The organism is Desulfatitalea tepidiphila (genome assembly GCF_001293685.1).
In the GTDB taxonomy this organism is placed as follows: Bacteria; Desulfobacterota; Desulfobacteria; order Desulfobacterales; family Desulfosarcinaceae; genus Desulfatitalea; species Desulfatitalea tepidiphila.
Map to the genome: position 1 here is coordinate 235,388 of NZ_BCAG01000006.1, position 20,723 is coordinate 256,110.

Below are 20,723 nucleotides of genomic sequence, written 5' to 3' on the forward strand. Positions count from 1 at the left end.
CGCGTTCTCGAAAGCATTTTGGGAACGCGCCTTACTCGCCATGCACCTGCAGCACCCACTGCTGCTCATTGACCTCGCGCCCCCACTGCCGTCCCTCTTGCTGGGCCACAAGTTCGAAGCCCGCCTTTTCATAAAGTCGATGCGCCGCATACAGCCCTTCGAATGTCCAGAGGTAGACCCGTCCGTAGCCCCTGCTCCGGCAGAACGCCATCGCTTCGCCGATCAGTCGGCCGCCGATGCCCTGGCCCTGCAACCGTTCGGAGACGACGAACCATCGAAGATGGGCGCCCTGGCCCTCGGCATGGGCGCCGTCGATGACGATGGCGCCCTGAACCCGGTCATTTATCGCGACGGTCCAAAGGCCGTCCCTTTGGTCATCATAGCTATCCATGAAGAGGGCCATTTCGCGAGCGACCTTGGCTTCAAAAAACGATCCGAAGCCCCAATGCCGGCTGTAATAGCGGCCGTGCAGCTCGACCACCCGGCCGATCGCACCGGGCAGATAGCCTTTCCGGATGTGGATGCCGTTCATTCAACCCCTCCTCCATTTCGCTTAATCCCTTGATTTGCCATGATGACTTGAGGCAGAATCGTTTCACCAACAGGATTCAATCGCAGCCATCCCCTGTCGCCGAAAGGAGCAGCCCATGCAATTTAAACACATCCTCTATCGTGCAGGCAAGGTCGCCCGCATCATTCTCAACCGCCCGAACCAGCTCAACGCCCAGAGCTACCAGATGCTGCAGGAGATAGACGACGCCATGGCCGCGGCCGTGGCGGACGACAGCTGCGGTGGGATCGTAATTTCGGGCAACGGCCGCGCCTTTTCCGCCGGCCACGACCTGGGGACCGAGGAAGAAATTCAATATTGCCGGGAGCACGGCCTGGCCGAACCCCAGAGCCTGGATCTGCGCCGCAAGGTCGCTGACATGTACCGTTATTATGTCAAGACGACCCTGAACTGGCGCGCCTGCCCCAAGCCCACCGTTGCCATGGTCCACGGCTACTGCATTTACGGCGGCTGGATGGTGGCGGCCGCCATGGATGTGCTTTTCGCCGCAGAAGACAGCCTGTTTCTGCCGGGCATGGTGGAGTACTTCTCCGCGCCCTGGGATCTGGGACCCAAAAAAGCCAAGGAGATCCTGCTGGAGCACCGCTTCGTGCCGGCTGCCGAAGCCCTGGCCTGCGGATTCGTCAACCGCCTCTTTCCGGCCGACCGTCTGGAAGCCGAAACCCTGGCCTATGCAGACCGGGTGGCCGACAACTATCTCACGGCGCCGGCCTGGACCGGCACCGTCAAATCGGCCATCAACCACATGCAGGACAGCCTGGGATTCAGCTCGGAAATCGAAGCCGCCTACACCAGCTTCTGCCTGATGTACGGACTGGGGGCCCACACGGACGCCGCCCCGGACCAGGGCGGCTTCGCCCGCACAGCAACGGCGCGCAGGAACCTGGAGGCTTCCAAGCCTTGGCTGATGGCACGGGGCCTGATCAATCCTCCAGGAGACGAACGGTAGGACGGGGATGTACTCGCGGCTTGTTCATTGAGGGATGACTTCCGTGCCTGAAGAAAAAAGCGAGTCAACAAAAGATAGGTTTCTGAGCCGACGCGCTGCGAATCCCACCACTCTGGTTATCCCGGCAATGGCCATGCGCCGCGGCGTGAAGCACAGGCCGGCACATGCGTTGTTTCAAATTGCGGATCAAATCGCTGCGCGTTCTAACGGGTGCGAGGAACCGGGTCGCAAACCGACCCACTTCGTCAAGGGAGTGCGCGTCGCTGCCGCCGCACTCGGTCAAATCGTAGGATCGGCGCCAGGCATCGACCGCCAGGTTTTCCAGTGGCGTATTGCGTCCATTGATGCTTTCGATCACACCGCACAACCCGTCATGGATCAGCCGCTCGTCCACTGGCCGCTGCACGCGGAAGGGATGGGCCGCCACGGCTATACCTCCTTGCAGCTCGACGGTTTGCAGCAAGAGATCCGCCGGAAGCCGCGAAGGCAAATGCTCGAAAGGGCCAAATAAAAGGAAATCCCCCTGAGAAGTGGTGTATTCCATCCCGAAGAACACATAAAGCCCATTTTCCTGAATGCCTTCTGGCACCGAATGGCGCACGTCCATGGTATGATGATCGGTAATACAAATTCCATCGAGTCCGCGTTCTCTAGCGCAAACGATGGCATCCTGTATGTCCAATCGACTGCAGTGAGAGATGGTCGTGTGAATGTGAAGATCGAAAATCATGTGGAGCATAATAGAGCATGAACTGGGAATAGCAAATTCATTGTTCTTATTTTCCGTCGTGTTTCAATAGATTTTCCTAATGAGCCGCACAAATTTCTAAATGCAACAGCGATTTGCCATGTTTTCACATTGACAGCGTCTAATCGTTCCAAATAGAATTTTTGGTGACCGCAATCGTCTGATTATATAAATGCACACCACGATTTGGGTTGAACGGCAGACAAAATGTCGAAAAAGTGCATCATGATTCTTCTCGATGGGGTGGGGGATCGTTCTTACCCCGAACTTGGCCATCTCACCCCCCTCCAGGCCGCCCAAACCCCCGTATTGGACCAGCTTGCCCGGGACGGCGCCAACGGGCTATTCCATGCCGCTCTTCAAGGCCAGGCCCTGCCGAGCGAAAATGCGCACTTTGCCATGTTCGGTTATGACATGGACGCCTTCCCAGGCCGCGGTGCCCTGGAGGCATTGGGCGCCGGCCTCCGGTTAGATGCCACTACGGTGGCCCTCCTGGCCCATTTTGTCACGGTAGAACCCTCATCCCATGCAACACTTCGATTGGTTGACGGAAAACCCGAAGCTTCGGACAAGGAAATCCGATCCCTCGTCCAAGCGATCGGCGACTACACCGATAGCGGGGTTTGCATCCGTCTGCATCATACCCATGGCTTTCGAGGTATTCTGACCCTTTCCGGCGATGTCGCGCCGTTCGTCACCGATTCGGACCCTATTACGGAAGGTCTGCCCATTATGGCGATACTGCCGTGGCAGCAGTTCGCCGAGGTGCCCGAAACGCTCAATACGGCACGAACCCTTGGCTCGTACCTGGAATGGGTCCACCATACCCTGAAAAACCATCCGGTCAACATCGCACGGCGAAAAAAGGGCCGACCGCCGATCAATGGACTGGTGACCCAGCGGGCGGGGCGACTCAAGAAGGTGACGCCCTTTGCAGAAAAGTTCGGACTGCTCGGCCTGAGTATCGCCAGTGGCATCGTTTATCACGGCCTGGCAGCCTACATCGGCATGGACGCCATGAAAACCGAGGATACCGCCCGGCCAGGGGCCGACCTGTCACGGCGTTTAAAAACAGCTCTGAAGGCTCTCGAGAACTACGATTTTATTCATGTCCATACGAAAATGCCGGATGCGGCGGGCCATATGAAGGATCCGGGTTATAAAACCAAGGTGCTCGAGATGTTGGACCGGGGTATCGGCAATGCCTTGAAACCCCTTTTGGCGGAAACGGACCTGCTCATTGTCGTGGCCGCCGATCATTCGACTCCCAGCGCAGGCCCATTGATCCATTCGGGGGAGCCGGTACCCTTGATTTTTCACGGACCAGGCATCCGCCGGGACACGATCATGCAATATGATGAAATCAGTGCGGCCGGGGGCGCGTTGGGTTTCGTGAGGGGAAAAGAGCTCATGTACCTTATTCTCAATCATCTGGATCGGGCCAAGCTGCACGGGCTTATGGACACGCCCGTAGACCAGCCGTACTGGCCCGGAAATGCAATTGCACTGCGACTTGTAAATCCAAACACAAAGAGTTTGAGGTAGTTTTTATCTCTTCCAGGATACAACGAAATGTACCCAATCGGCGTCATTCATGGTCGCTTTCAGGTGCTGCACAACGATCATCTCAAGTACCTGCTCTCTGGAAAAGCCCTTTGCCGGAGGCTGGTGGTGGGCATCACCAATCCAGATCCATTTTTAACCAAAAAAGAAAAGTCGGACCCCAAGCGGAGCGACCCATCGGCAAACCCCTTGACCTATTATGAACGCCACATCATGGTCGAAGCCGTGCTGCACGATGCCGGGCTGCAATGGCAGGATTTCATCGTCGTCCCCTTCCCCATCAACCTGCCAAAGCGCTATCCCTACTATGTTCCAATGGAAGCGGTCTTTTTTTTGACCATTTACGACGACTGGGGACGGCGAAAACTAAAATACTTCAACGGCATGGGACTGAACACCCATGTCTTGTGGGAAGTACTGCCCGATCAAAAAGGGATCAGCGGAAGCGACATTCGCAACTGTATCTTGGGCGGCCGACCGTGGACACATTTGGTGCCGGCTTGCGTGCCGCCGCTCATCGAGCAATGGGGGATACGCGAACGGCTCAAAAGGCTCAAAGCAGACCAATAGATGCCCATCAGCTTGCCGGGCGATCCGGTGTCGCCTCTATTTTCGCCAACTTTTTGTACAAGTGGGTCCGGTGGATACCCAACTGCCGGGCCGCTTCCACCTTGTTGCCGCCGGCGTCGCTCAGCACCGCCCGGATCAGCTCCGCCTCTGTTCGTTCCAGCACCTGCTTCAGATTTCGGGTGCCAAAATAGGAAGCGGCGGCTTCTGGCGTGCCTTGGATATGAAACGGCAGGTGTTGGGCCTGGATCGTTCTCCCCTCCAGGGTGAGCAGAATGCGCTCCATGGCGTTGACGAGTTCCCGCACGTTGCCGGGCCAGCGGTAGGCATTTAGAAGATGTTCCGCCTCGCCGGAGAGGGTCACCGGCGGTCGGGCCGACTCCTGAGTCAATTGATCCAGGATATGGCGAGCCAGCAGCGGTATATCCGCCGTTCTTTCCCGCAGCGGAGGAATCTGGATCGGAATGACATTCAAGCGGTAGTACAGATCGGCACGAAAGCGGTTTTTTTCGATCAATGTTTCGAGATGTTGATTGGTGGCGGCAATCAGACGGAAATCGGACTGAATGACCGTGGTCCCGCCGACACGCTCAAAGGCTTTTTCTTCCAGCGCTTCGAGCAGTTTGGGCTGCATCTCCAGGGGCAGTTCGCCGATTTCATCCAGAAAAATCGTGCCTTGGTGGGCCAGTTCGAACTTGCCGGGCTTGCCCTTGGCCGATGCGCCGGTAAAAGCGCCGCTGGCATAACCGAACAGCTCGCTTTCGAGCAGATCGTGGGGTATGGCCGCGCAATTGATGCGAACGAATGGATGCACGGACCTGGGACTGGCCTGATGGATCGCCTGGGCGAAGAGCTCCTTGCCGGTGCCGCTCTCGCCGCTGATCAATACCGCGGCGTCGCCATGCGCGGCCCGCCGCGCGGTTTTCTTCAGATCCAGGATGGCCGGGGTCGCGCCCACGATGCTTTCGAACGTGTAGCGGGTCGCACGCAAATGGATCAGTTCCTGTTTGTACATCTCGACCTTGGATTGCAGTAGAGAGAGGCGGGCCGCCAGGTCCCCGACTTCACGGGCATTCTTGAACATGACCTGGCCATAGACGGCCACGACCTGGTCGTCCTTGCGAATGGGAATACGCTGCACCACCATGTTCTGTCCGTTGATCCACTGGGCCTGGTTCAGTTCCGCCCGGCCGGTTTGGGCCACGATGTGCATCCTGGAGAACTCGAGCACCTCGGTGCAATGCCTGCCCACCTGGGCCTGGGGATCGAGCCCCAGGAACTCCCCGTACGGCCTGTTCATATAGATGACGTTACCCTGGGCATCGGTGATCAGGACGCCGTTGTAAATGTTGTCCAGGATCAGCTCATACAGTTCCATGGGTCGAAGCATATCGCATTGCCTTTGTATTCAAAGATGTGTCCGCAAGATTGTCCCGGCCGACCATCGGCCATTTCCCTGTCTTCATGTCCCTAACGTGCGACATGTATCAAATTGACGACACATCTTGACCCGATCTTTAGTCATGCCTGTTTTTCAATAATTTATATGTGTTGCCATCGAAAGGTCAATGCGTAAAGTAAAATCGGAGTTCAGGATGTATCAAAGTGCCTACAGTCACCGACACATCATCACCCGAAAAGTCGATCGAAATCTCGAAGGGCATTCGCCCGGCAAAGCCTATGCACTGCTTAACTTAAAGAAATTTATGATTTTTTTCTGAATCCGAATCATTTGTTTTGAGCGAATGCCCATAATGGACCGGTTTTTGCAGAATCCCGTGCAAATCCCAACGGAAGGCATCGCACCTATGGACCTCAATGAACCCACGATCCATCCACAAGATATCCTGCGCCTCGATGATCCGCTTTTCACTCCCGGCAACATCTGTATCGTCACCGGCGCCGGAACAGGCATAGGACGCGCCACGGCCATCGCCGCCGCGGTCAACGGCCTGACCGTGCTGGGCGTGGATATCAACGCAACGGAAGGGGAAAGGAGCCGCCGCATGGCGGGTGACCTGGGCGGGCAGATGGTCTTCTTCCAGGCCGACCTCACCGACGACCAGGCCATCGAGGAGACGGTCGCCCGTGCGGCCGGACTCGGCACGCTCAAGTATCTCATCAACATCGCCGGCATCCAGCACATCGACGCCATCGATAATTTTCCCATGGAAAAGTACGATCAGATGCAGCGCCTGATGCTGCGCGCGCCCTTCTATCTCTCCAAGCTGGCCATCGGGCACATGAAGAAAACCGCCGACGGCATCGGTGTCATCGGCCACATGGCATCCATTCACGGCCATATCACCACCATGAACAAACCGGTTTACAACATCACCAAGTTCGGTCTCAGGGGGCTGGCCCAATCCATCGCGGCGGAGGGCGCCGGCCGGATCCGATCGTTTACCGTCAGCACCGGCTTTGTGAAGACCCCGCTGGCGTTGAGACAAATTCCGGCTCAAGCCAAACAGAGGGGGATCACCGAGGAACAGGTGGTCACCGACGTGATGATGGGCAAATCCCGCGTCAAGGAGATGATGAGCCCCATCGAAGTGGCCAACCTCTTCATCTTCGGCATATCCCGGCACGCCAAATATATGATCGGCAGCGACCTGCTCTTCGACGGAGGAATGGTGCTGACCTATTAGTCAACCCAAAGGAGGAATATCATGGATCGAAGAAACTTTTTGAAGCGTCTGGCGGCAACCGGCACCGGCATCGCCCTATCTGGCAGCGTAGGCACACTGAGCAAGGCGCATGCGGCCAAGGGGGGTAAAGAAGACTTCGGCGAAATCAAGAGCCTGAAAGTCCACTGCATCTCGGAAACCAGCTGGTTCGACAATGCCACCCTCGGCAAGGACATCAAGGCGGCCGGCGGCATCAACACCAACCAGTACGACGTGGCCTACACCGAAGAAAACCTGGGGGGATACGCGGCCCTCGTGGAAGTCGAGGCCCTGGACGGCAGCAAAAAGAAGTACCTGCTCGACACCGGCTGGAGCAACGACTGGGTGGACTATGTGTTCGCCAAGGACGGCATCGACAAGATGCTTCAAAGCAAGGAGATCGACACCCTGTTCATCTCCCACGACCACATCGACCACTATTTCGGCCTCGAAAGCACACTGAAGCATCAACCGGACATCAAGATCTACTTCCCCGGCACCTCCATGCCGAAGAGCTTCGAGCTGCTCAAGGGCGCCGATTTCTCGGCCACGCCCGGATGCCCCAAAAACAGCGTGCCGCACACCGGCGAACTCGTTGTGACCACCCCGGACAAACTCTACAAGATCCAGGACGGCATGGCCCTGAAGTTCTTCGACTGCCCGGCCACCCTGCAGGTGCGCGGAGAGAACGTGCTCTATTTCAATATCAAAGACAAAGGGTATGTCACGGTGACGGGCTGCTGCCATCCGGGCATCTTGACCCTGCTCAGCCACGCCCGCCGCAACTTCAAGGACGGCAACAAGAATTACGGCTGCTACGGCGGCTTGCACATTTCGGTTTTTGAAAACTGGGACCCCAAATTCGACGACATCATCAAGGGGGTGAAAACCTTCAACATGCAAAAGATCGGGTGCAACCATTGCACCGGCTGGATCTGGGCGGAAAAGGCGGAGCAGGCCGGCCTGCCCATCGTCCACGGCACGGACAAGAACCTTTCCTACAAGAAGGTGGGCTCGTTGTCCCGGGCCAAAACCTCCAACGTCTATCTTGGCAACGGGGATGAAATGGTCTTTTAGCTCTCGTCCCGCATGGTTCGGCTAACTGTCGATCGCTCAAGCCACGTTAATGTTGATGATAGAAGAATTGGGGGACTCAGGCTTATGACGCGCACTCAGGATCGGTTGTTTTGGCTGGAAAAACGACAATTGGCACCCCGGTGGTCCACCGGGGTGTCCGGCCTGGTAAATTTGGCGGCCTTGATCGTCGCCGTAGCCATCGTCTGGTGGGTCTTCTTTTCAATAGAAGGCATTTTCAAACTCTACACCCCGCTGCTGGGTTTTTCCATGGTCATCTGGACCCTGCTGATCATTCTATGGCAGACGCAGCTGTTCGACTTCTGGCCCCTGAGCCGCGGGTTCCTGGAAAACGCCCACCCTCTGTCCAAGGGCGCCGTGTTCACGTTGATCACCATCGCCGTCTATCTGGTGCTCCTTTTCGGCATCGTCTGGTGCATCATCGGCCGCCTGGGCATCACCTACTTCAACTGGCAAAGCCTGGCCAAGTACGGCGAACTCGGTCAGGACATGCTCTCCACCCGTGAAACCGCCTCGTGGGCCATGCTGTGCCTCTCCATTCCCTTTTTCCTGGTCGGGGTGTGGTTCATGCTGGGCATCGGAAAAGATCTTTTTTACGAACTCGGCCAACCCAAGTTCGGATTGGCCAACTGGCTCTTCGTGGCGGTGATCGCCATTCCCATGTATGTCATCTTTTTTCATCCCCACCTGGGCTCCATGTTCTATCCCAAGCAGATCTACGCAGCCGTGCCGCCCTGGTGGGAAAGCATCGCCCAGACCAACAGCGCCGAGTACACCGTCGGCATTCTTTTCTGTTCGGTGATCGGCGTCTTTCTGGCCCTGAATCTATGGGACGGCTGGCCGTTCGACCTCGTCGGCAAACAGCCCTGGCGTTTTTTCTACTTCGCGCTGTGCAGCCTGGTGATCGGTTATGTTATCTTCCGCATCCAGCTCTACATCTTCGACTACCTGTGGTACGAAGCCTATGTCGGCGGCCAGAACGAGGCCAATTTCGGGTGGCGCTACAGCCACACGGTCACCATGGCCAATTTCGTGCTGGTCATCGCCATCATTCAGAACACCTTCTTCGGTCCGGCCTACGAAAAGATGAATCGGCTCGTCGGCAGCATCATCAAGACGGTGGTGGCGATCATTCTCGGTCTTTGCTTCGCATGGGCCTATTACAACTGGGGACCGACGCTGCTCGGGGTCACCGAAGGCGTGTCCCATCCGTCTGAAAATGCCTCGGCCTTTTTGATCCTGATCATCAACATCGTCATGATCCAGGACCTCTTCATGGACCGTTGGCCCGGCTATCAACTGAAATAGTAAAACGCGGGCGTCCATCCCGACCGGGGTGGACGCCCATGACGAGGTCGCATGCCCGCTGGCACCCTGATTCCGCATATCGATCCGGTGGAGATCGTCGAAAGCAGCCTGAACCGCATGTTCGTCGCCGTTTTCAACAACGAGGGGGCCCGGCAGCACTTGGGTTTTGCCCGCATCAGTCCGTTTCACTCCAACGAGGGTTTGCCGGGCTGGTATCTCTGGTTCGAGGGACATGCCGGCGCCTATGGTATCTCGATCGACGATGCCGCCATGCTGGATCGCACTTCGGGACGGCCGATCGACCCGGAACAGGTGGCCGTCAGGATTGCCGTGGCCTACTTCCCCCATCCCGATGAAGCGGTTTTCGATACGTTTTCCTGGTTGGAGCGCATCACGCTCTTAAGCGACGCCTTTGACGCCAGCGGCACACCGACGCTGGATACCAGAGAACGCCTGCCGCGGCGCTGTTTCACGGTGGGGCATATCGACCTGATCATGACCGGGGCCGGCGACCTCTTGTCCCTGGCCTGCACGGCCGCTGATCAATGGGTCGATATTCGTCCGGCCGGATTGGAATTGATAGACCCTGAAGGCCGCCCGTTTCAGGCGGTCCATGCCGGCGCAAGGGACCGATCAGTGCCCGGCTGGTCCCTTGCGCACCTTTTACTCGACAAGCTGGTCTGCGCGCTGCTCCATTGCCAGCACTTGTGCGTACGAGAGGTCCGTGGGTATACGTTTGAGATGCCCGGTTTTCTGATTCACGCCGAGGGTCGCGTCGAAAGAACGTCCGATCGGCAGCTGGCAGGCCGCAGCCTGGTGCTCCTTCCGGATACCTCGCCACCCCCCGCTGCCGCTGGGCATGACCCGGCCGAGCGTCTGAGATGCTGGCAGGATGGGTTCAACGACACGGACTACCCGGAAACGCAGACATGGACCGAAACGTGGCGCGCCACACGACCCGACGACGCCGAGTGGGAAACCGCCGGTTGGTGGCAGCTCGGCACGTGCCATTTTCATGACCACGGGGCGCACTTATGCGCCTGTTATACCGACCGTTGAGGGCCGGTCAGCAGGTTGCGGCTCGCGGCGCCGTGTTCCACAACCGCCAGTCGGCAGCCCGCATCAGGCCAATTCACCGCAACGGAGAAAAAGCACCCTTATGGATATGACCAAACGAGCCTTTTTCACCAGGACGATCCTGCAAAAGGCGCTCACCTGCATCGGTCAGACCACCGCCGCGTTCAAACGCGGCCAATCCGAAGCCGACTATTTCCACTCCTTCGAGAGCGCTTATCCCATGATTTCCGAATGCTATGAATTTATCGAAGATGAAGCGGAAAAGCTGGGTATCGACACGACCAACAAAACCAAGCTGGAACTGGTCCGTGAAGTCCACATCGCCCGAATGGAGTGAACAGGCCCCATCACTTCTCGACGGTCTTGATCTTGTTCTTGCCGTCGCCTTTGGCTTCGAACAGGGCCTTGTCCGCGGCGGCCAGCAAATTCGTCATGTCGTCGGCATCATTCGGGAATGTGGCAATCCCGAAGCTGGATTCGATATGAACATCCAATCCATGCTCGCTTAGAAAAACCCGATCCCTGATCCCCGCCCGGATCCGCCGGGCCTGCGCCACGGCCTGATTGGAATCGAAGTCCGGAAGCACCACGACGAACTCGTCGCCGGCATAGGCCACGGCATAAGCCGGATCTTCCAGTGTCTCCTGTATGGCGAGCCCCACCTCTTTGATCGCGCGGCTGCCGTTGAGATGGCCGTAGGTATCCACGATGCTTTTGAAGTTATCGAGATCCATGAAGATCACGGATATGACCGACTGGTTGAGGGTGGCTCGATCGACCAGGTCGGTCAACGACTGGTAGAGATAGCGCCGGTTGTACAGGCCGGTGAGGTTGTCGCGCATGGCCTGTTCCCGAAAACGCTGTTCGCTTTTGCGCAGCGCCTCCTCGGCGTGTTTACGGTTGGTGATATCGACGACGGCGACGATGATCCGCGACAATGTCTCTTCATGGCCGGCGAGCGGCAGGTATTTTGAGAAAATGCTTCGCTCGGTTCCCTTCAGGGAAACGAAGGTCTCTTCCTGCTCGCCCGACACATTGCCATCGGCGACCATCAGCACGGCCGCCCGGGCCATACGCATGAATTCGGTGTCGCTGTTGTTCGACGCGAAGCCGGTGTCGAACTCGCGAAGATCCTGGGCCTCCATCAGTTCGAGAAAGGCGCTGTTGCAGCCGACGGTCTTGATCATCCCGAAACAGCGGGCCAACTCTTGGGGATGCTGGTCGAAATAGGCGCCGAGATCGGCAATGCCGTCTGACCGAAGTCCATCCAGGTAGGCTTTCAGTTCGGCGGCATCCCGTTCGATCATGGCCACGGGCGCGGATTCGAAAAGCTGGCGATATTTGCGTTCACTGGCCAGGATGCTCTCTTCGGCCATCTTCAGTTCCGTGACGTCTTCCACGAAGACGATCAGGCCGTTGAACCCGCCGTTCGGCTCGATGATCGGGCTGATATGAAAACGCAAGTGAGCGCAATCGTCGGTGCCCTGCAGACAGGCATGATCGCTGGTCATGCGGCTTTTGTTCTTGATGCAGGACTGAAAGACGCTGGACACGCCGCTGTCCGCCAGGAGGGGATAGGTCAAGGTATCCAGCTGGCGGATGTCCTGGTCCGCGGGCCAGGCCAGTATGTCCGTCATTTTTCGATTGGCCCCGAACACACGGCCATCGTGGTCGACGATCATGATGCCGAACGGCGAACTGTCGCCGAGCAGCCGGTTGTGGGCTTCAAGCGCGAGCAATGCATCTTCGGCCTTGCGGCATCTCTCTTCCAGGTCCCGGATGCGCTGCAACAGGGCTTCTGGGTCATTCGAGAGCGATGCGTTTGAAGGTGTCTGTTTCATATGCGCCATGTATTATCACGCCGGGAATCTCAGCCATAAAAACCGGGTTCCCCGATGCCCCGGTTCAGCGTCCATCCCTCTCCCGGGCGTCGAGAATGATCTCCGTGGTCATGCGAGCCACCTCGCCCACCAGCGTCGAACAGGTATCCAGCAAACCCGCCTTCATTGCCGCCTTCATCTCCTGGGGGTCATACAGGTTGTAGAAGCGCCCGTAAAACGACGTCTGTAGATCAAAACACCGGCAGGTGCCGTACTTTTCCACGAAGCGGTCATGCAGTTTTTTCGACAGCAGATTGCCCTTCACCAACTTTTTCATGTCTGCGAAATCTGCTTTATCCCGACCGAAAAAGTAACCGATGGCCAGTACACCACCGGAAAGCGCGCCACAGTGACCGTCGCCGGTCAGGCCCACGCCGTCCGCCAAACCGGTGGCCGCCTTGAAAATATCGTCGTTCTGGACCCCCAAGGCATCGAAAATACCCGACAAGGCACATTGCGAACATCCGCCGCCTCGCATTTCGTATTGCTTGGCATTGCTGAACGCCAACTCCAGAATCTCGGCTCGTTCCATTGTCATCGCATCAACTCCTTATCCATGATTATCAGAACCGGCTTGTCACGGCCCATGGCCGCGCGCCGGAAAAAATCCTTCAAAACCCATACGACGGCAAGGCCGCGGCGATCTGCAGCACAGCCTGCTCCTGGTCCAGGCGATTGCAATCGATGGTCACCTCGGCATATTGCCGATAGAGCACCTGGCGCTCGTTAAACAACGCTTCGAACGACTGGTTCTTGTCCTTGGCGATGCCCCGCGTTTCAAAGTTATGGATTCGTCTTTTGATCTCGTCGAAACCCGCCTGCAAAAAGACGATGGTGGATATGCGCCCCAAATGGTCCATGGCCGCCGGGCTGTAAGCCGCGCTGCCGCCCGTGGCGATCACGTGGTGCGCTACCCGCAGGTCGAGGATTTCACGCTCCTCCACGGCTCGCAGGCCGAGGTGGCCGCAGGTGTCCATGATCTGCTGGAGCGTCTTGCGCGCGCGCGTTTGAATGAGCACATCCGTATCGATGAATCCCATCCCCAGGTTCTTGGCGAGGATGATCCCCACCGTGCTTTTGCCCGCACCCGGCATGCCGATCAGTGTGATATTGGTTTTCATGCAGGACATTGTCCACGAAAACGTCAAAAAGTAAATAGTGTCCGTCCACAAACGGCCAATTCACCTGGTATCAGTGTCGCGCGAAACATGGAATCCTCGGATTATCACCTTTATGCCTGTGGTTAAAGCTCTCGAGCGCCTTTATCGCGCCCCCATTTCGATGGGTGCGCAGACACTGACAGGATCCGGGTCTCTTGCATCCCATGGGGCAACCCTTATTATCAAAAATCGAGTCAATTCGATGCGGCGGCATCTCCCATGGAGGTCATGCGTAACAGCGATGGATAGTGAAGCAAGACACACCTGGATCAGTCTCTTCCTGGCAACCCTTTTGGCACTGGGACTGATGGCTGCGGCCTACCAGTCCACCCAAGGCCCCCGCCCTTCGCCTGATGCGGATCCCTCGCCAGGTTTCGGGTGGAGTTGGGATTTCGATTACCGCCGCGCGGTTCAGGAGCCTGCGTTAACCACGGATTCGGAAACGAACCAGCAGCCCGGATTGTACCCCGGCGAACTGATCCTGCCCATCGGCAAACCGATCCCGGTGGCGAACCTGAGCATCGTGTACCGCGGTCCGGCCGGCGCCGGAAAATTCCGGGTGGATGTGATCATTCCTACCCTGGACCCCGGCTATGCCTATGCCAATGAGTTGACCCGCGCAGACCAGGGCCGGGAGTTGACCTTGTATGGCCAGCGATTCGAGGTGGTCGCCATCGGCGAACGGGTGCTCCGCCTGAGGCACCTGAGCCCGTAACGCGCACCAGGCCCTGCGCCGAAGGGCGCGTTAAAGACAAAACTTCACGATGCTTTCCGCATGGATGGCGGTCGTGTTGAGAAAAGGGATGCCAAATTTGTCTTTCGTGAGGATCAAAGGGAGCTCCGTACAGCCTAAAATCACGGCTTCGATGGAATGCCGCTCCATCAATTTTTCTATGATCGCCAGCAACTCCTGCCGGGTCGAATCTTTGAAAATGCCCAGTTCGATTTCAGAAAAAAGCCGATGATGAATGAGCTCCCGCTCCTCCCTGTCTGGCACGAACAACGTCATCTGCTTGTCGGCAAAGGCCTTGTTGTAAAAATCCGATTCCATCGTGAACCTTGTGCCCAAGAGCCCGAGTCGCTTAAGACCTCTTTGCTGGGCTGTTTTACAGGTTTCTTCCACGATGCTCAACATGGGCAGTGGGGACCTGGACCGAATGGCATCGAAAACCACATGGGGCGTATTGGACGCGATCACGGCGAATTCGGCGCCGGCGCGATGCAGGGCGACCACCTTTTCCAGAAGCCAATCGGCGAGGCGCTCCAACTCGCCGGCCTCAACCCATCTGGTCAGCGCGGTGAGATCGATACTGTAGATGAGGATTTCCGGGTAGCCCATCACGGCTTGACGCGCATGGAAAGCGCCGATAATCATTTTATAGTAGTCGACCGTGGATTCCGGCCCGATGCCGCCGACAATTCCAATCTTTTTCATAAAAACCTCCGAAATAGCCAATCCTTCGACATCAGCCGCGCGTCAGCCAGTTGTATCGTCATCTCATCCGATAAATGTCCCAATGATATTGTCCCTGACCTCAGATTGGGGAGTAGTTGGCGATCTGCTGAAAAGAGGTTGAGCTGTTTTTTACAGGATGCGCTCAAGGATCTCAACCACACTCTGGACGCATGGGATGCAGGTCTTCTTGAGAAGCTCGTTCTCTCTGAAATATTTCTGCCCTTCTTCCGTAGTCAGTTCACAACCGTTGAGCAATTCTCGGCACATAAACGTACCATGCTTCTTGGAAAAAAGATCCATGAGCGCTCTTGTTTTTAAGTAGGTCACCTCCGTTGCGGAACGATCATCGTTGACGCCCCTGCCATATCGCAATCCCAAAACCAGGATGCCTCCCGAAATAGCGCCACAAAGCTCCTCTTTTCGAGCCATACCTGCACCAAAGCCACACGCAATCTTTAGAGCAATGTCGTCCGCCAATTCGCCTTCTTCCCGGAAAGCATAGAGAATCGACTGAGCTCAGTTGTATCCGCTCATGAACTTTTCCGTTGCAACTTTCTCTCTGTACGACATCATTTCCTGCCTTTTCTTTGGCCCCGCATGTATCGTTATTGGGTAGTACGTTCCTCGCCATTCCCTGATGCTGGGGTTATGCATCACCCTTTTCAAATGCAGCCCGCTTCATGATTACGGTGGGTATTCCTGCCGGATTGAGCCCGCCATCTTGATTGTCAGTAAAGCCAAAATCCATATACAGCTTTCTTGCAGCCATTCCTTCAGGAACCGATGCATCAAATGTCTCGACAACGATACTTTCCTGAGGGTTCAACTGGCCAACTGCGAATTCAAGCAGTTGCCTGCCGACCCCCGTTCCACGGTAGGGTTTTGAAACGGCAAACCATGCAATTTCGTTTGACTCCCTTGAAATAATAATGCCACCTTTTAAACTGCTCTCTTTTTCAACCTGGTCTGACCGTATGCAAAATGCTCTGCCTTCTGATATGGCTTGCATTAAAGCCTCCTTGAAGGCTCTTTCATGTGCCATAGGGCCGAACAACGGTTCGACTTCCAATGCAAGAGAAAGCCATGCGTCAAAATCCTCTAAATTTGAATGATCAACATCCATGCTTTTGAAGTCCTGTATCAGAAAACATCATAAGGGTTCCCCGGCGCATCGCTCAATGGAAGCCAGAGCAATACGAAATATCAGCCTACCAAGGCCACCCGCCCTGATTGTCTACTGTAGCAAAATATTCGGGATTCATTTTTGGCTTTCAAATCCTTCGATCAATGATTCGTATTTGTCGTGAATCATTTTCCGATCAAACTCCCGGAACTCTGCCAGGATCGCCTGATCCTCTTTATCGGTAAAGTAAGCTCTGGATTTTGGAAAAAAGATTTTATCTTCTTTATCGATATGTCTGGGATAAAAATCGGTTAAAGTCTTAAGGTTGGCTGCGATATCGGTCAAGGCGGTTTGGTCACCATTCCGGTAGCGAGTATTGGCTTCAACAAGCGCTTTGGTTGTCTGTCGACCGAATACATGTTCCTCGATCAGTTCTTTCATGATTTGGCTGTCTTCTGGTTTCAATGCTTTTTTACTCAGCTCTCGGAAAAAAATATCCTCTTCCTTTCCGTGATGTGTTCGGTCGGCGTAAACCCTGATGAAATCAACTGCTATATCCACGAACACAGGATCTACTTCTTGTTTCGATTCGATTTTGGCTAAAACTCCTTTGATGACTGAAAGCATTCGTTCAATCAAACGGTGCTCTATCATGAGAGGGCCTCGTGCTTGCATATAATGCCTCCTTTTGTTACCTGAACGTCTGCACTTCATGGGTCCCGACTGCGACAATCCGCTGTTGGATTTCCCGTGCAAGCGATCATTCGGCGCCTATTTTTGATTCACCCATATCAGTTTGTTCGGGTCAAAACCCTTTTCTCTCAATACAGCTTTGAAATGACTCTTGAGCTCTTTTGAAACGGTGGGACTGCGTGACAAAAACCACACATAGGACTGTTTTGAACTGGTTACAAATGCGTATTGATAATCTTGCTTGTCCAATTCGAAAATAACGTAGGACCCATAAAAGGGACCGAAGAAGGAAACCCTGAGATATCCAATATTTTCGTTTTCAACAAAATAGGCTTTTCCAATCGATTCTTTCCATTCATTTGTTTCCACAGAAAAGCCCCTGTTTTGGACTCGCACCCCACCGTCCTCTCGGGCACTGTATTCGGCTGTGACGGCTTCTAATCCTCTCTCGAAAGAATGATCGAATCTTGCGATTTCGTACCACCTTCCAAGGAATTTTTCGAGTTCAAAACCGTTCACTGGCTTGACGGTCGCTGGATACCCAAGACACCCGCATAGTAGTAGGAACGTGACTGCTGCTATTAGTAGCCGTTTCATGGTCTTCCTTGCTCGGAAAGTTAATCACATCCAATTTTCCGCCTTTAACCGATCGGGTTTCAGGGACGCCGTAGCACTAACGTCGCCTTAGGCCCCCAAGTCCTTGGCAGCGGTTGGTTCGATATAATATAGGTTTTAAATTAAGATTGTTTAAGCAAACCGTCGTCTATTATCTGTTGGAAATGATCTATGACTGTTTGCTCAATAGGCGTATAGGACATTCCCAGATCTTTCTTGCTGTATGAGTTATCGAATTTTATATGGACGGCAGCATTTTTGGCCACATATTTCCGGGTTAGGCCGTGCATCGGTGCTATGAGCCAGAATAAATATTTGGGAACTTGCCTTATAGGGAATGGATATGTATCCCCGAAATGCTTCCGCAACATATTTGCAAGCTCCAGAAGTGTGGCTTCTCGACTGACAATGATGTGTCTCCCGCTTGCTTTTGGGCTGAACCCTGCCTTAATGTGTGCTGTCGCCACATCGCGGACATCAATAATCCCATTCCACAATTCCGGAACCCCCATTTTATATTTTCCATCGCCAAGTTGAACCATGAACTGGATACTCATTGAGTCCTTTCTCTTCGAAAGAGATGGTCCAAGAATCCAACCCGGATTAATTACCAACAGATCCCATTGATCCTGCTCCTTGGCGATGGCCCAGGCCTCTTTCTCAGCAATCGTCTTTGAGTAAGGGTAAGGTTGGTGTTCAGCACTGCTCGTTAAGTTCCAATATTTTTCAGTGAAAATACCCGTTTGGGTCAACTCTATGTCTGCGTTATCACCATAAATCGCCGCAACGCTGCTGGTGAGTACGATGCGTTTCACCGTTGAATTTCTGTTTGCGGACTCAAGGACATTCCTTGTCCCTTCCTTTGCTGGCCGAATCAATTCTTCTTCCGGATTCCTAATTCCTGTCATAAAAAACGGGGACGCAGTATGAATCACCAATTCGCAATCGCGCATCGGTCGTTCGAAGCTTTTGATATCCAAAAGGTCCGATTGAAACAGCCTCAATTTTCCTGAGTATTCATTGGCCATGGACGTAAGATGATCGACTTTTTTTGAATTCGAAGGGTCTCGAACAGTTGCGTTAACGCAAACTCCCTTTTCCAACAGCCTTTTTATTATCCAGGAAGCGACATAGCCAGTTCCCCCGGTAACCAATACCGGTTTTGATCTATTGATTTCGCACATGAGCCGCCTCCTTTTTTGCATTGGCTCAATATTGTCGAAAGACAGGCTTCACGGGGAGCGGCGATCCCGTCCAAGCCTGTGTTGAGTCACCCAATTTGGGTTGAACACCCATCATCTGTGATGTATAGCTTTTTGTACAATAAGCGGAGCCGAGCCGCGCAGAATCAGAGGATTTCCTTCTGGTGCAAGAATAGCGGGACGAACAGGGTGAAGAATTGAAGAACGGCCCAGAAAATATAGGCTGTAAACGCCAAGCGTGGCTCCTCGTTACGCGTGAGATATCTGGCCCATCCCATATTTTCTGGCAATGAAAGCTTGTCTTCAAGCTGTACAAGATATTCCCGGGCACTATACATGGCCCTGGCATTGCCCCATGCCCTGATGCCGAAAAGAAAGGTGATCAATGCTGGCATCCAGACCAATATCTTGACAGCCGGAAATTCGAAGTTCGTGGCGCACCAGGACCAAACGATACCCGTTGAAAGCAATGCGTAGCGCTCGAGCGCCCGGGTTTGAGAGATCCGCTCGTCGTATGCCTTTCGGATATACTCCGCTTCTTTCATTAGAAATTCGGTAGTGTTGTCTTCGCCCTGCATAATTTCTCTCTGTCAGCAGCCATATACTTGGGTAAATTCAGGCCCGATTCAATACATTGATCCGCGGGTCATGGCAAAAGGCTCGCCCCGCCTGAATCTACCTAAGAGAATGCTCACTCCCGCACACCCAGCGACTTCACAAAGGCAACGATCTGCCAGCGTTCGTCCACGGCGATGGTGGTGGCCAGGGCCGGCTGGCGGCCGTTTGGGATGCCGTAGCTGATTTCGTGGAAGAGGCGGCCGACGGGCAGGTTCTGGACGCGCGCGCTGCGTAAATCTTCGGGCTTGGGGGCGAAACTCTGGCCGACTGTCCCGTAGCCGTCGAACTGCTGGCCGTGGCACTGGGCGCAGTAGTACTGGTAACCCTGGCGGCCCTGGGCGATGGCCTTGGGGGCGGTGAGGCTGAAACCGGGCTGGAGTGCGTCGGGGTCTGCGGTGCGGTAGAGCAACTCTCCGCCGGTGAAGGGCACGCTCATGTTGGCCATGACCGGGATCGGCTGTTCGTGGGGTTTGACGGCCGGTGTTTCCCAGATGCGGCCCACCTGGAGCGTCTCGTCGTACAGGGTGATGACGGCATAGGCGGCCAGGGCCACGGCACAAGCGATCAGTGCGACGCATAGTATGCGAACCATCTGTCTACTCCCCCTTGGCGCCCCGGATGTGCTGCGGATAGGGCAGCAACTGGTATTCGGCGTAAGGCGACGACGCCGGAACGTCGGCCACCGGCCGGTAGCTCCAGGTGGGCTGCCCCAGGTCGGAAACCACGAAGAAGGCGAAAAAGCCCTTGAACAGGATGAGGCCCAACAGGATGACCAGCCACATCCAGGTGCGCAACTCGGAATCGAAACCCTTGACATGGTCCATGGTCATATCTTCACCCCCAGCCATCCATGCAACAGGATGTAGAAAAAGCCCCAGATGAACGTCCCGGCGATGATCAGCATCAAGGCCAGGGGAAAGGGGGCGTTGCGGTCCTGGATGTCATCGCGGAAACGGCCCACGACCTCGGTCATGCGCCGGGCGGAATCGTCGGAGCGGAAATGGGCGTAAGAGAGCGCCAGGCCGAAGACGACCATGAAGAGCAGGCCGACGAAGATATAGCCCATGACATGCTGAAAATTGAGAAGGGCGAAAAAGCGCATATTCCCTCCAAAAGTTCGATCGTTGCGAGCGCGACCCGCCGGCCTGTGCGGGCGGGATGGTGCGCCCCTGCTTCAGTTCAAATAGAGTGCGTAGAGCAGCACCCCCGCGCTGGCCGCCAGCCCGGCCACGGCCAGGAAGAAAAGCCCGTACACTTCCACACGGTGGGCCCGGGACGTCCTGGACGGCGGGGACTCCAGATCGTCGCGCAACGGCAGAAACCTCGCCCGCTGCTGGTCCTGGAACTGCCCGCTCTTCAGCGCCCAGAAAAAAACCCCCAGGCTGATGGCCAGTCCGATGCCGATGTAGGCTATGAAATAAGGATAATACAT

Annotated in this window: 26 protein-coding genes; 9 read left to right on the forward strand and 17 right to left on the reverse strand. The window is 55.4% G+C overall.

The features are described 5' to 3' along the window. Positions 1 to 31: 31 nt before the first annotated feature. Positions 32 to 532 carry a GNAT family N-acetyltransferase gene (locus tag DFT_RS20995; RefSeq protein ID WP_054033198.1) on the reverse strand — a complete coding sequence of 167 codons (501 nt, stop codon included), beginning with the start codon at positions 530 to 532 and terminating at the stop codon, positions 32 to 34. A gap of 115 nt (positions 533 to 647) precedes the next feature. On the opposite strand from DFT_RS20995, the gene DFT_RS21000 reads away from it, so the two are divergent. Beyond that, complete coding sequence (locus DFT_RS21000) at positions 648 to 1,520, forward strand: enoyl-CoA hydratase-related protein (protein WP_054033199.1); 873 nt, start codon at positions 648 to 650, stop codon at positions 1,518 to 1,520. Positions 1,521 to 1,584: 64 nt separating this feature from the next. Here the strand turns inward: DFT_RS21000 and DFT_RS21005 are convergent, their stop codons facing one another. Continuing rightward, positions 1,585 to 2,259: a PHP domain-containing protein gene (locus DFT_RS21005; protein WP_076750821.1), complete on the reverse strand. Its 675-nt coding sequence runs from the start codon at positions 2,257 to 2,259 to the stop codon at positions 1,585 to 1,587. A 216-nt stretch (positions 2,260 to 2,475) separates the two neighbouring features. On the opposite strand from DFT_RS21005, the gene DFT_RS21010 reads away from it, so the two are divergent. Beyond that, a complete protein-coding gene (locus tag DFT_RS21010; RefSeq protein WP_054033200.1) occupies positions 2,476 to 3,813 on the forward strand; it encodes a BPG-independent phosphoglycerate mutase family protein in 1,338 nt (445 codons plus the stop codon). A 27-nt stretch (positions 3,814 to 3,840) separates the two neighbouring features. Further along, positions 3,841 to 4,401, forward strand: coding sequence for a nucleotidyl transferase family protein (locus tag DFT_RS21015; protein ID WP_054033201.1), 561 nt, complete (start codon positions 3,841 to 3,843; stop codon positions 4,399 to 4,401). A 7-nt stretch (positions 4,402 to 4,408) separates the two neighbouring features. Here DFT_RS21015 and DFT_RS21020 read toward each other — a convergent pair whose 3' ends face one another. Further along, entirely contained in the window at positions 4,409 to 5,788 is a 1,380-nt protein-coding gene (locus DFT_RS21020) for a sigma-54 interaction domain-containing protein (RefSeq protein WP_054033202.1), read from the reverse strand. Positions 5,789 to 6,176: 388 nt separating this feature from the next. On the opposite strand from DFT_RS21020, the gene DFT_RS21025 reads away from it, so the two are divergent. The 5 genes from DFT_RS21025 to DFT_RS21045 all read left to right on the forward strand — a co-directional run bounded on the left by DFT_RS21025 (position 6,177) and on the right by DFT_RS21045 (position 10,881). Then, entirely contained in the window at positions 6,177 to 7,046 is an 870-nt protein-coding gene (locus tag DFT_RS21025) for an SDR family oxidoreductase (RefSeq protein ID WP_235506293.1), read from the forward strand. Between the two features lie 21 nt (positions 7,047 to 7,067). Then, positions 7,068 to 8,141 (forward strand): MBL fold metallo-hydrolase, encoded by a 1,074-nt coding sequence (locus DFT_RS21030; protein ID WP_054033204.1) that lies wholly within the window; start codon positions 7,068 to 7,070, stop codon positions 8,139 to 8,141. A gap of 84 nt (positions 8,142 to 8,225) precedes the next feature. Further along, positions 8,226 to 9,467: a hypothetical protein gene (locus DFT_RS21035; protein ID WP_152972109.1), complete on the forward strand. Its 1,242-nt coding sequence runs from the start codon at positions 8,226 to 8,228 to the stop codon at positions 9,465 to 9,467. A gap of 51 nt (positions 9,468 to 9,518) precedes the next feature. After that, positions 9,519 to 10,526, forward strand: a complete 1,008-nt coding sequence (locus DFT_RS21040; RefSeq protein ID WP_054033206.1) for a hypothetical protein — start codon at positions 9,519 to 9,521, stop codon at positions 10,524 to 10,526. A gap of 100 nt (positions 10,527 to 10,626) precedes the next feature. Beyond that, positions 10,627 to 10,881 carry a hypothetical protein gene (locus DFT_RS21045; protein ID WP_054033207.1) on the forward strand — a complete coding sequence of 85 codons (255 nt, stop codon included), beginning with the start codon at positions 10,627 to 10,629 and terminating at the stop codon, positions 10,879 to 10,881. Positions 10,882 to 10,891: 10 nt separating this feature from the next. Here the strand turns inward: DFT_RS21045 and DFT_RS21050 are convergent, their stop codons facing one another. The 3 genes from DFT_RS21050 to DFT_RS21060 form a co-directional block, all read right to left on the reverse strand. Continuing rightward, positions 10,892 to 12,394 carry a sensor domain-containing diguanylate cyclase gene (locus DFT_RS21050; RefSeq protein ID WP_083453689.1) on the reverse strand — a complete coding sequence of 501 codons (1,503 nt, stop codon included), beginning with the start codon at positions 12,392 to 12,394 and terminating at the stop codon, positions 10,892 to 10,894. Between the two features lie 55 nt (positions 12,395 to 12,449). Next, positions 12,450 to 12,962: a C-GCAxxG-C-C family protein gene (locus DFT_RS21055; RefSeq protein ID WP_054033209.1), complete on the reverse strand. Its 513-nt coding sequence runs from the start codon at positions 12,960 to 12,962 to the stop codon at positions 12,450 to 12,452. Between the two features lie 73 nt (positions 12,963 to 13,035). Then, the gene (locus DFT_RS21060; RefSeq protein WP_083453735.1) at positions 13,036 to 13,545 is read right to left on the reverse strand and encodes a shikimate kinase; all 510 of its coding nucleotides are present in this window, start codon (positions 13,543 to 13,545) and stop codon (positions 13,036 to 13,038) included. A 280-nt stretch (positions 13,546 to 13,825) separates the two neighbouring features. Here DFT_RS21060 and DFT_RS21065 point away from each other — a divergent pair, with 280 nt between their 5' ends. Then, positions 13,826 to 14,299 carry a hypothetical protein gene (locus DFT_RS21065; RefSeq protein WP_054033211.1) on the forward strand — a complete coding sequence of 158 codons (474 nt, stop codon included), beginning with the start codon at positions 13,826 to 13,828 and terminating at the stop codon, positions 14,297 to 14,299. Between the two features lie 30 nt (positions 14,300 to 14,329). Here the strand turns inward: DFT_RS21065 and DFT_RS21070 are convergent, their stop codons facing one another. The 11 genes from DFT_RS21070 to DFT_RS21120 all read right to left on the reverse strand — a co-directional run bounded on the left by DFT_RS21070 (position 14,330) and on the right by DFT_RS21120 (position 20,723). Continuing rightward, positions 14,330 to 15,019: an aspartate/glutamate racemase family protein gene (locus tag DFT_RS21070; protein WP_054033212.1), complete on the reverse strand. Its 690-nt coding sequence runs from the start codon at positions 15,017 to 15,019 to the stop codon at positions 14,330 to 14,332. Positions 15,020 to 15,169: 150 nt separating this feature from the next. Then, a complete protein-coding gene (locus tag DFT_RS21075) occupies positions 15,170 to 15,547 on the reverse strand; it encodes a C-GCAxxG-C-C family protein (protein WP_083453690.1) in 378 nt (125 codons plus the stop codon). Between the two features lie 139 nt (positions 15,548 to 15,686). Next, positions 15,687 to 16,163, reverse strand: a complete 477-nt coding sequence (locus DFT_RS21080; protein WP_054033214.1) for a GNAT family N-acetyltransferase — start codon at positions 16,161 to 16,163, stop codon at positions 15,687 to 15,689. Between the two features lie 135 nt (positions 16,164 to 16,298). Beyond that, positions 16,299 to 16,838 (reverse strand): hemerythrin domain-containing protein, encoded by a 540-nt coding sequence (locus tag DFT_RS21085; protein WP_054033215.1) that lies wholly within the window; start codon positions 16,836 to 16,838, stop codon positions 16,299 to 16,301. Between the two features lie 96 nt (positions 16,839 to 16,934). After that, positions 16,935 to 17,453, reverse strand: coding sequence for a lipocalin family protein (locus DFT_RS21090; protein ID WP_054033216.1), 519 nt, complete (start codon positions 17,451 to 17,453; stop codon positions 16,935 to 16,937). Positions 17,454 to 17,593: 140 nt separating this feature from the next. Further along, entirely contained in the window at positions 17,594 to 18,655 is a 1,062-nt protein-coding gene (locus DFT_RS21095; RefSeq protein ID WP_054033217.1) for an NAD-dependent epimerase/dehydratase family protein, read from the reverse strand. A 164-nt stretch (positions 18,656 to 18,819) separates the two neighbouring features. Continuing rightward, complete coding sequence (locus DFT_RS21100; protein ID WP_054033218.1) at positions 18,820 to 19,251, reverse strand: hypothetical protein; 432 nt, start codon at positions 19,249 to 19,251, stop codon at positions 18,820 to 18,822. A 113-nt stretch (positions 19,252 to 19,364) separates the two neighbouring features. After that, a complete protein-coding gene (locus DFT_RS21105) occupies positions 19,365 to 19,883 on the reverse strand; it encodes a c-type cytochrome (protein WP_054033219.1) in 519 nt (172 codons plus the stop codon). Positions 19,884 to 19,887: 4 nt separating this feature from the next. Continuing rightward, positions 19,888 to 20,121: a hypothetical protein gene (locus DFT_RS26370; protein ID WP_054033220.1), complete on the reverse strand. Its 234-nt coding sequence runs from the start codon at positions 20,119 to 20,121 to the stop codon at positions 19,888 to 19,890. Beyond that, positions 20,118 to 20,393 carry a hypothetical protein gene (locus DFT_RS21115; protein ID WP_054033221.1) on the reverse strand — a complete coding sequence of 92 codons (276 nt, stop codon included), beginning with the start codon at positions 20,391 to 20,393 and terminating at the stop codon, positions 20,118 to 20,120. The genes DFT_RS26370 and DFT_RS21115 overlap by 4 nt, the downstream gene beginning before the upstream one ends. Positions 20,394 to 20,465: 72 nt before the next feature. Continuing rightward, on the reverse strand, positions 20,466 to 20,723 hold the full coding sequence (locus DFT_RS21120) for a cbb3-type cytochrome oxidase assembly protein (protein ID WP_054033222.1): 258 nt from the start codon (positions 20,721 to 20,723) through the stop codon (positions 20,466 to 20,468).

Bases quoted from the DNA above. Each gene is read 5' to 3' on its own strand.
- DFT_RS21120 (WP_054033222.1), bottom strand. From the start codon at position 20,723: ATGTATTATCCTTATTTCATAGCCTACATCGGCATCGGACTGGCCATC.
- DFT_RS21030 (WP_054033204.1), top strand. From the start codon at position 7,068: ATGGATCGAAGAAACTTTTTGAAGCGTCTGGCGGCAACCGGCACCGGC.
- DFT_RS20995 (WP_054033198.1), bottom strand. From the start codon at position 532: ATGAACGGCATCCACATCCGGAAAGGCTATCTGCCCGGTGCGATCGGC.
- DFT_RS21015 (WP_054033201.1), top strand. From the start codon at position 3,841: ATGTACCCAATCGGCGTCATTCATGGTCGCTTTCAGGTGCTGCACAAC.
- DFT_RS21040 (WP_054033206.1), top strand. From the start codon at position 9,519: ATGCCCGCTGGCACCCTGATTCCGCATATCGATCCGGTGGAGATCGTC.
- DFT_RS21080 (WP_054033214.1), bottom strand. From the start codon at position 16,163: ATGGATGTTGATCATTCAAATTTAGAGGATTTTGACGCATGGCTTTCT.
- DFT_RS21000 (WP_054033199.1), top strand. From the start codon at position 648: ATGCAATTTAAACACATCCTCTATCGTGCAGGCAAGGTCGCCCGCATC.
- DFT_RS21070 (WP_054033212.1), bottom strand. From the start codon at position 15,019: ATGAAAAAGATTGGAATTGTCGGCGGCATCGGGCCGGAATCCACGGTC.
- DFT_RS21100 (WP_054033218.1), bottom strand. From the start codon at position 19,251: ATGCAGGGCGAAGACAACACTACCGAATTTCTAATGAAAGAAGCGGAG.
- DFT_RS26370 (WP_054033220.1), bottom strand. From the start codon at position 20,121: ATGACCATGGACCATGTCAAGGGTTTCGATTCCGAGTTGCGCACCTGG.
- DFT_RS21010 (WP_054033200.1), top strand. From the start codon at position 2,476: ATGTCGAAAAAGTGCATCATGATTCTTCTCGATGGGGTGGGGGATCGT.
- DFT_RS21105 (WP_054033219.1), bottom strand. From the start codon at position 19,883: ATGGTTCGCATACTATGCGTCGCACTGATCGCTTGTGCCGTGGCCCTG.
- DFT_RS21085 (WP_054033215.1), bottom strand. From the start codon at position 16,838: ATGCAAGCACGAGGCCCTCTCATGATAGAGCACCGTTTGATTGAACGA.
- DFT_RS21005 (WP_076750821.1), bottom strand. From the start codon at position 2,259: ATGCTCCACATGATTTTCGATCTTCACATTCACACGACCATCTCTCAC.
- DFT_RS21035 (WP_152972109.1), top strand. From the start codon at position 8,226: ATGACGCGCACTCAGGATCGGTTGTTTTGGCTGGAAAAACGACAATTG.
- DFT_RS21050 (WP_083453689.1), bottom strand. From the start codon at position 12,394: ATGGCGCATATGAAACAGACACCTTCAAACGCATCGCTCTCGAATGAC.
- DFT_RS21090 (WP_054033216.1), bottom strand. From the start codon at position 17,453: ATGAAACGGCTACTAATAGCAGCAGTCACGTTCCTACTACTATGCGGG.
- DFT_RS21020 (WP_054033202.1), bottom strand. From the start codon at position 5,788: ATGCTTCGACCCATGGAACTGTATGAGCTGATCCTGGACAACATTTAC.
- DFT_RS21055 (WP_054033209.1), bottom strand. From the start codon at position 12,962: ATGACAATGGAACGAGCCGAGATTCTGGAGTTGGCGTTCAGCAATGCC.
- DFT_RS21095 (WP_054033217.1), bottom strand. From the start codon at position 18,655: ATGTGCGAAATCAATAGATCAAAACCGGTATTGGTTACCGGGGGAACT.
- DFT_RS21115 (WP_054033221.1), bottom strand. From the start codon at position 20,393: ATGCGCTTTTTCGCCCTTCTCAATTTTCAGCATGTCATGGGCTATATC.
- DFT_RS21060 (WP_083453735.1), bottom strand. From the start codon at position 13,545: ATGAAAACCAATATCACACTGATCGGCATGCCGGGTGCGGGCAAAAGC.
- DFT_RS21045 (WP_054033207.1), top strand. From the start codon at position 10,627: ATGGATATGACCAAACGAGCCTTTTTCACCAGGACGATCCTGCAAAAG.
- DFT_RS21065 (WP_054033211.1), top strand. From the start codon at position 13,826: ATGGATAGTGAAGCAAGACACACCTGGATCAGTCTCTTCCTGGCAACC.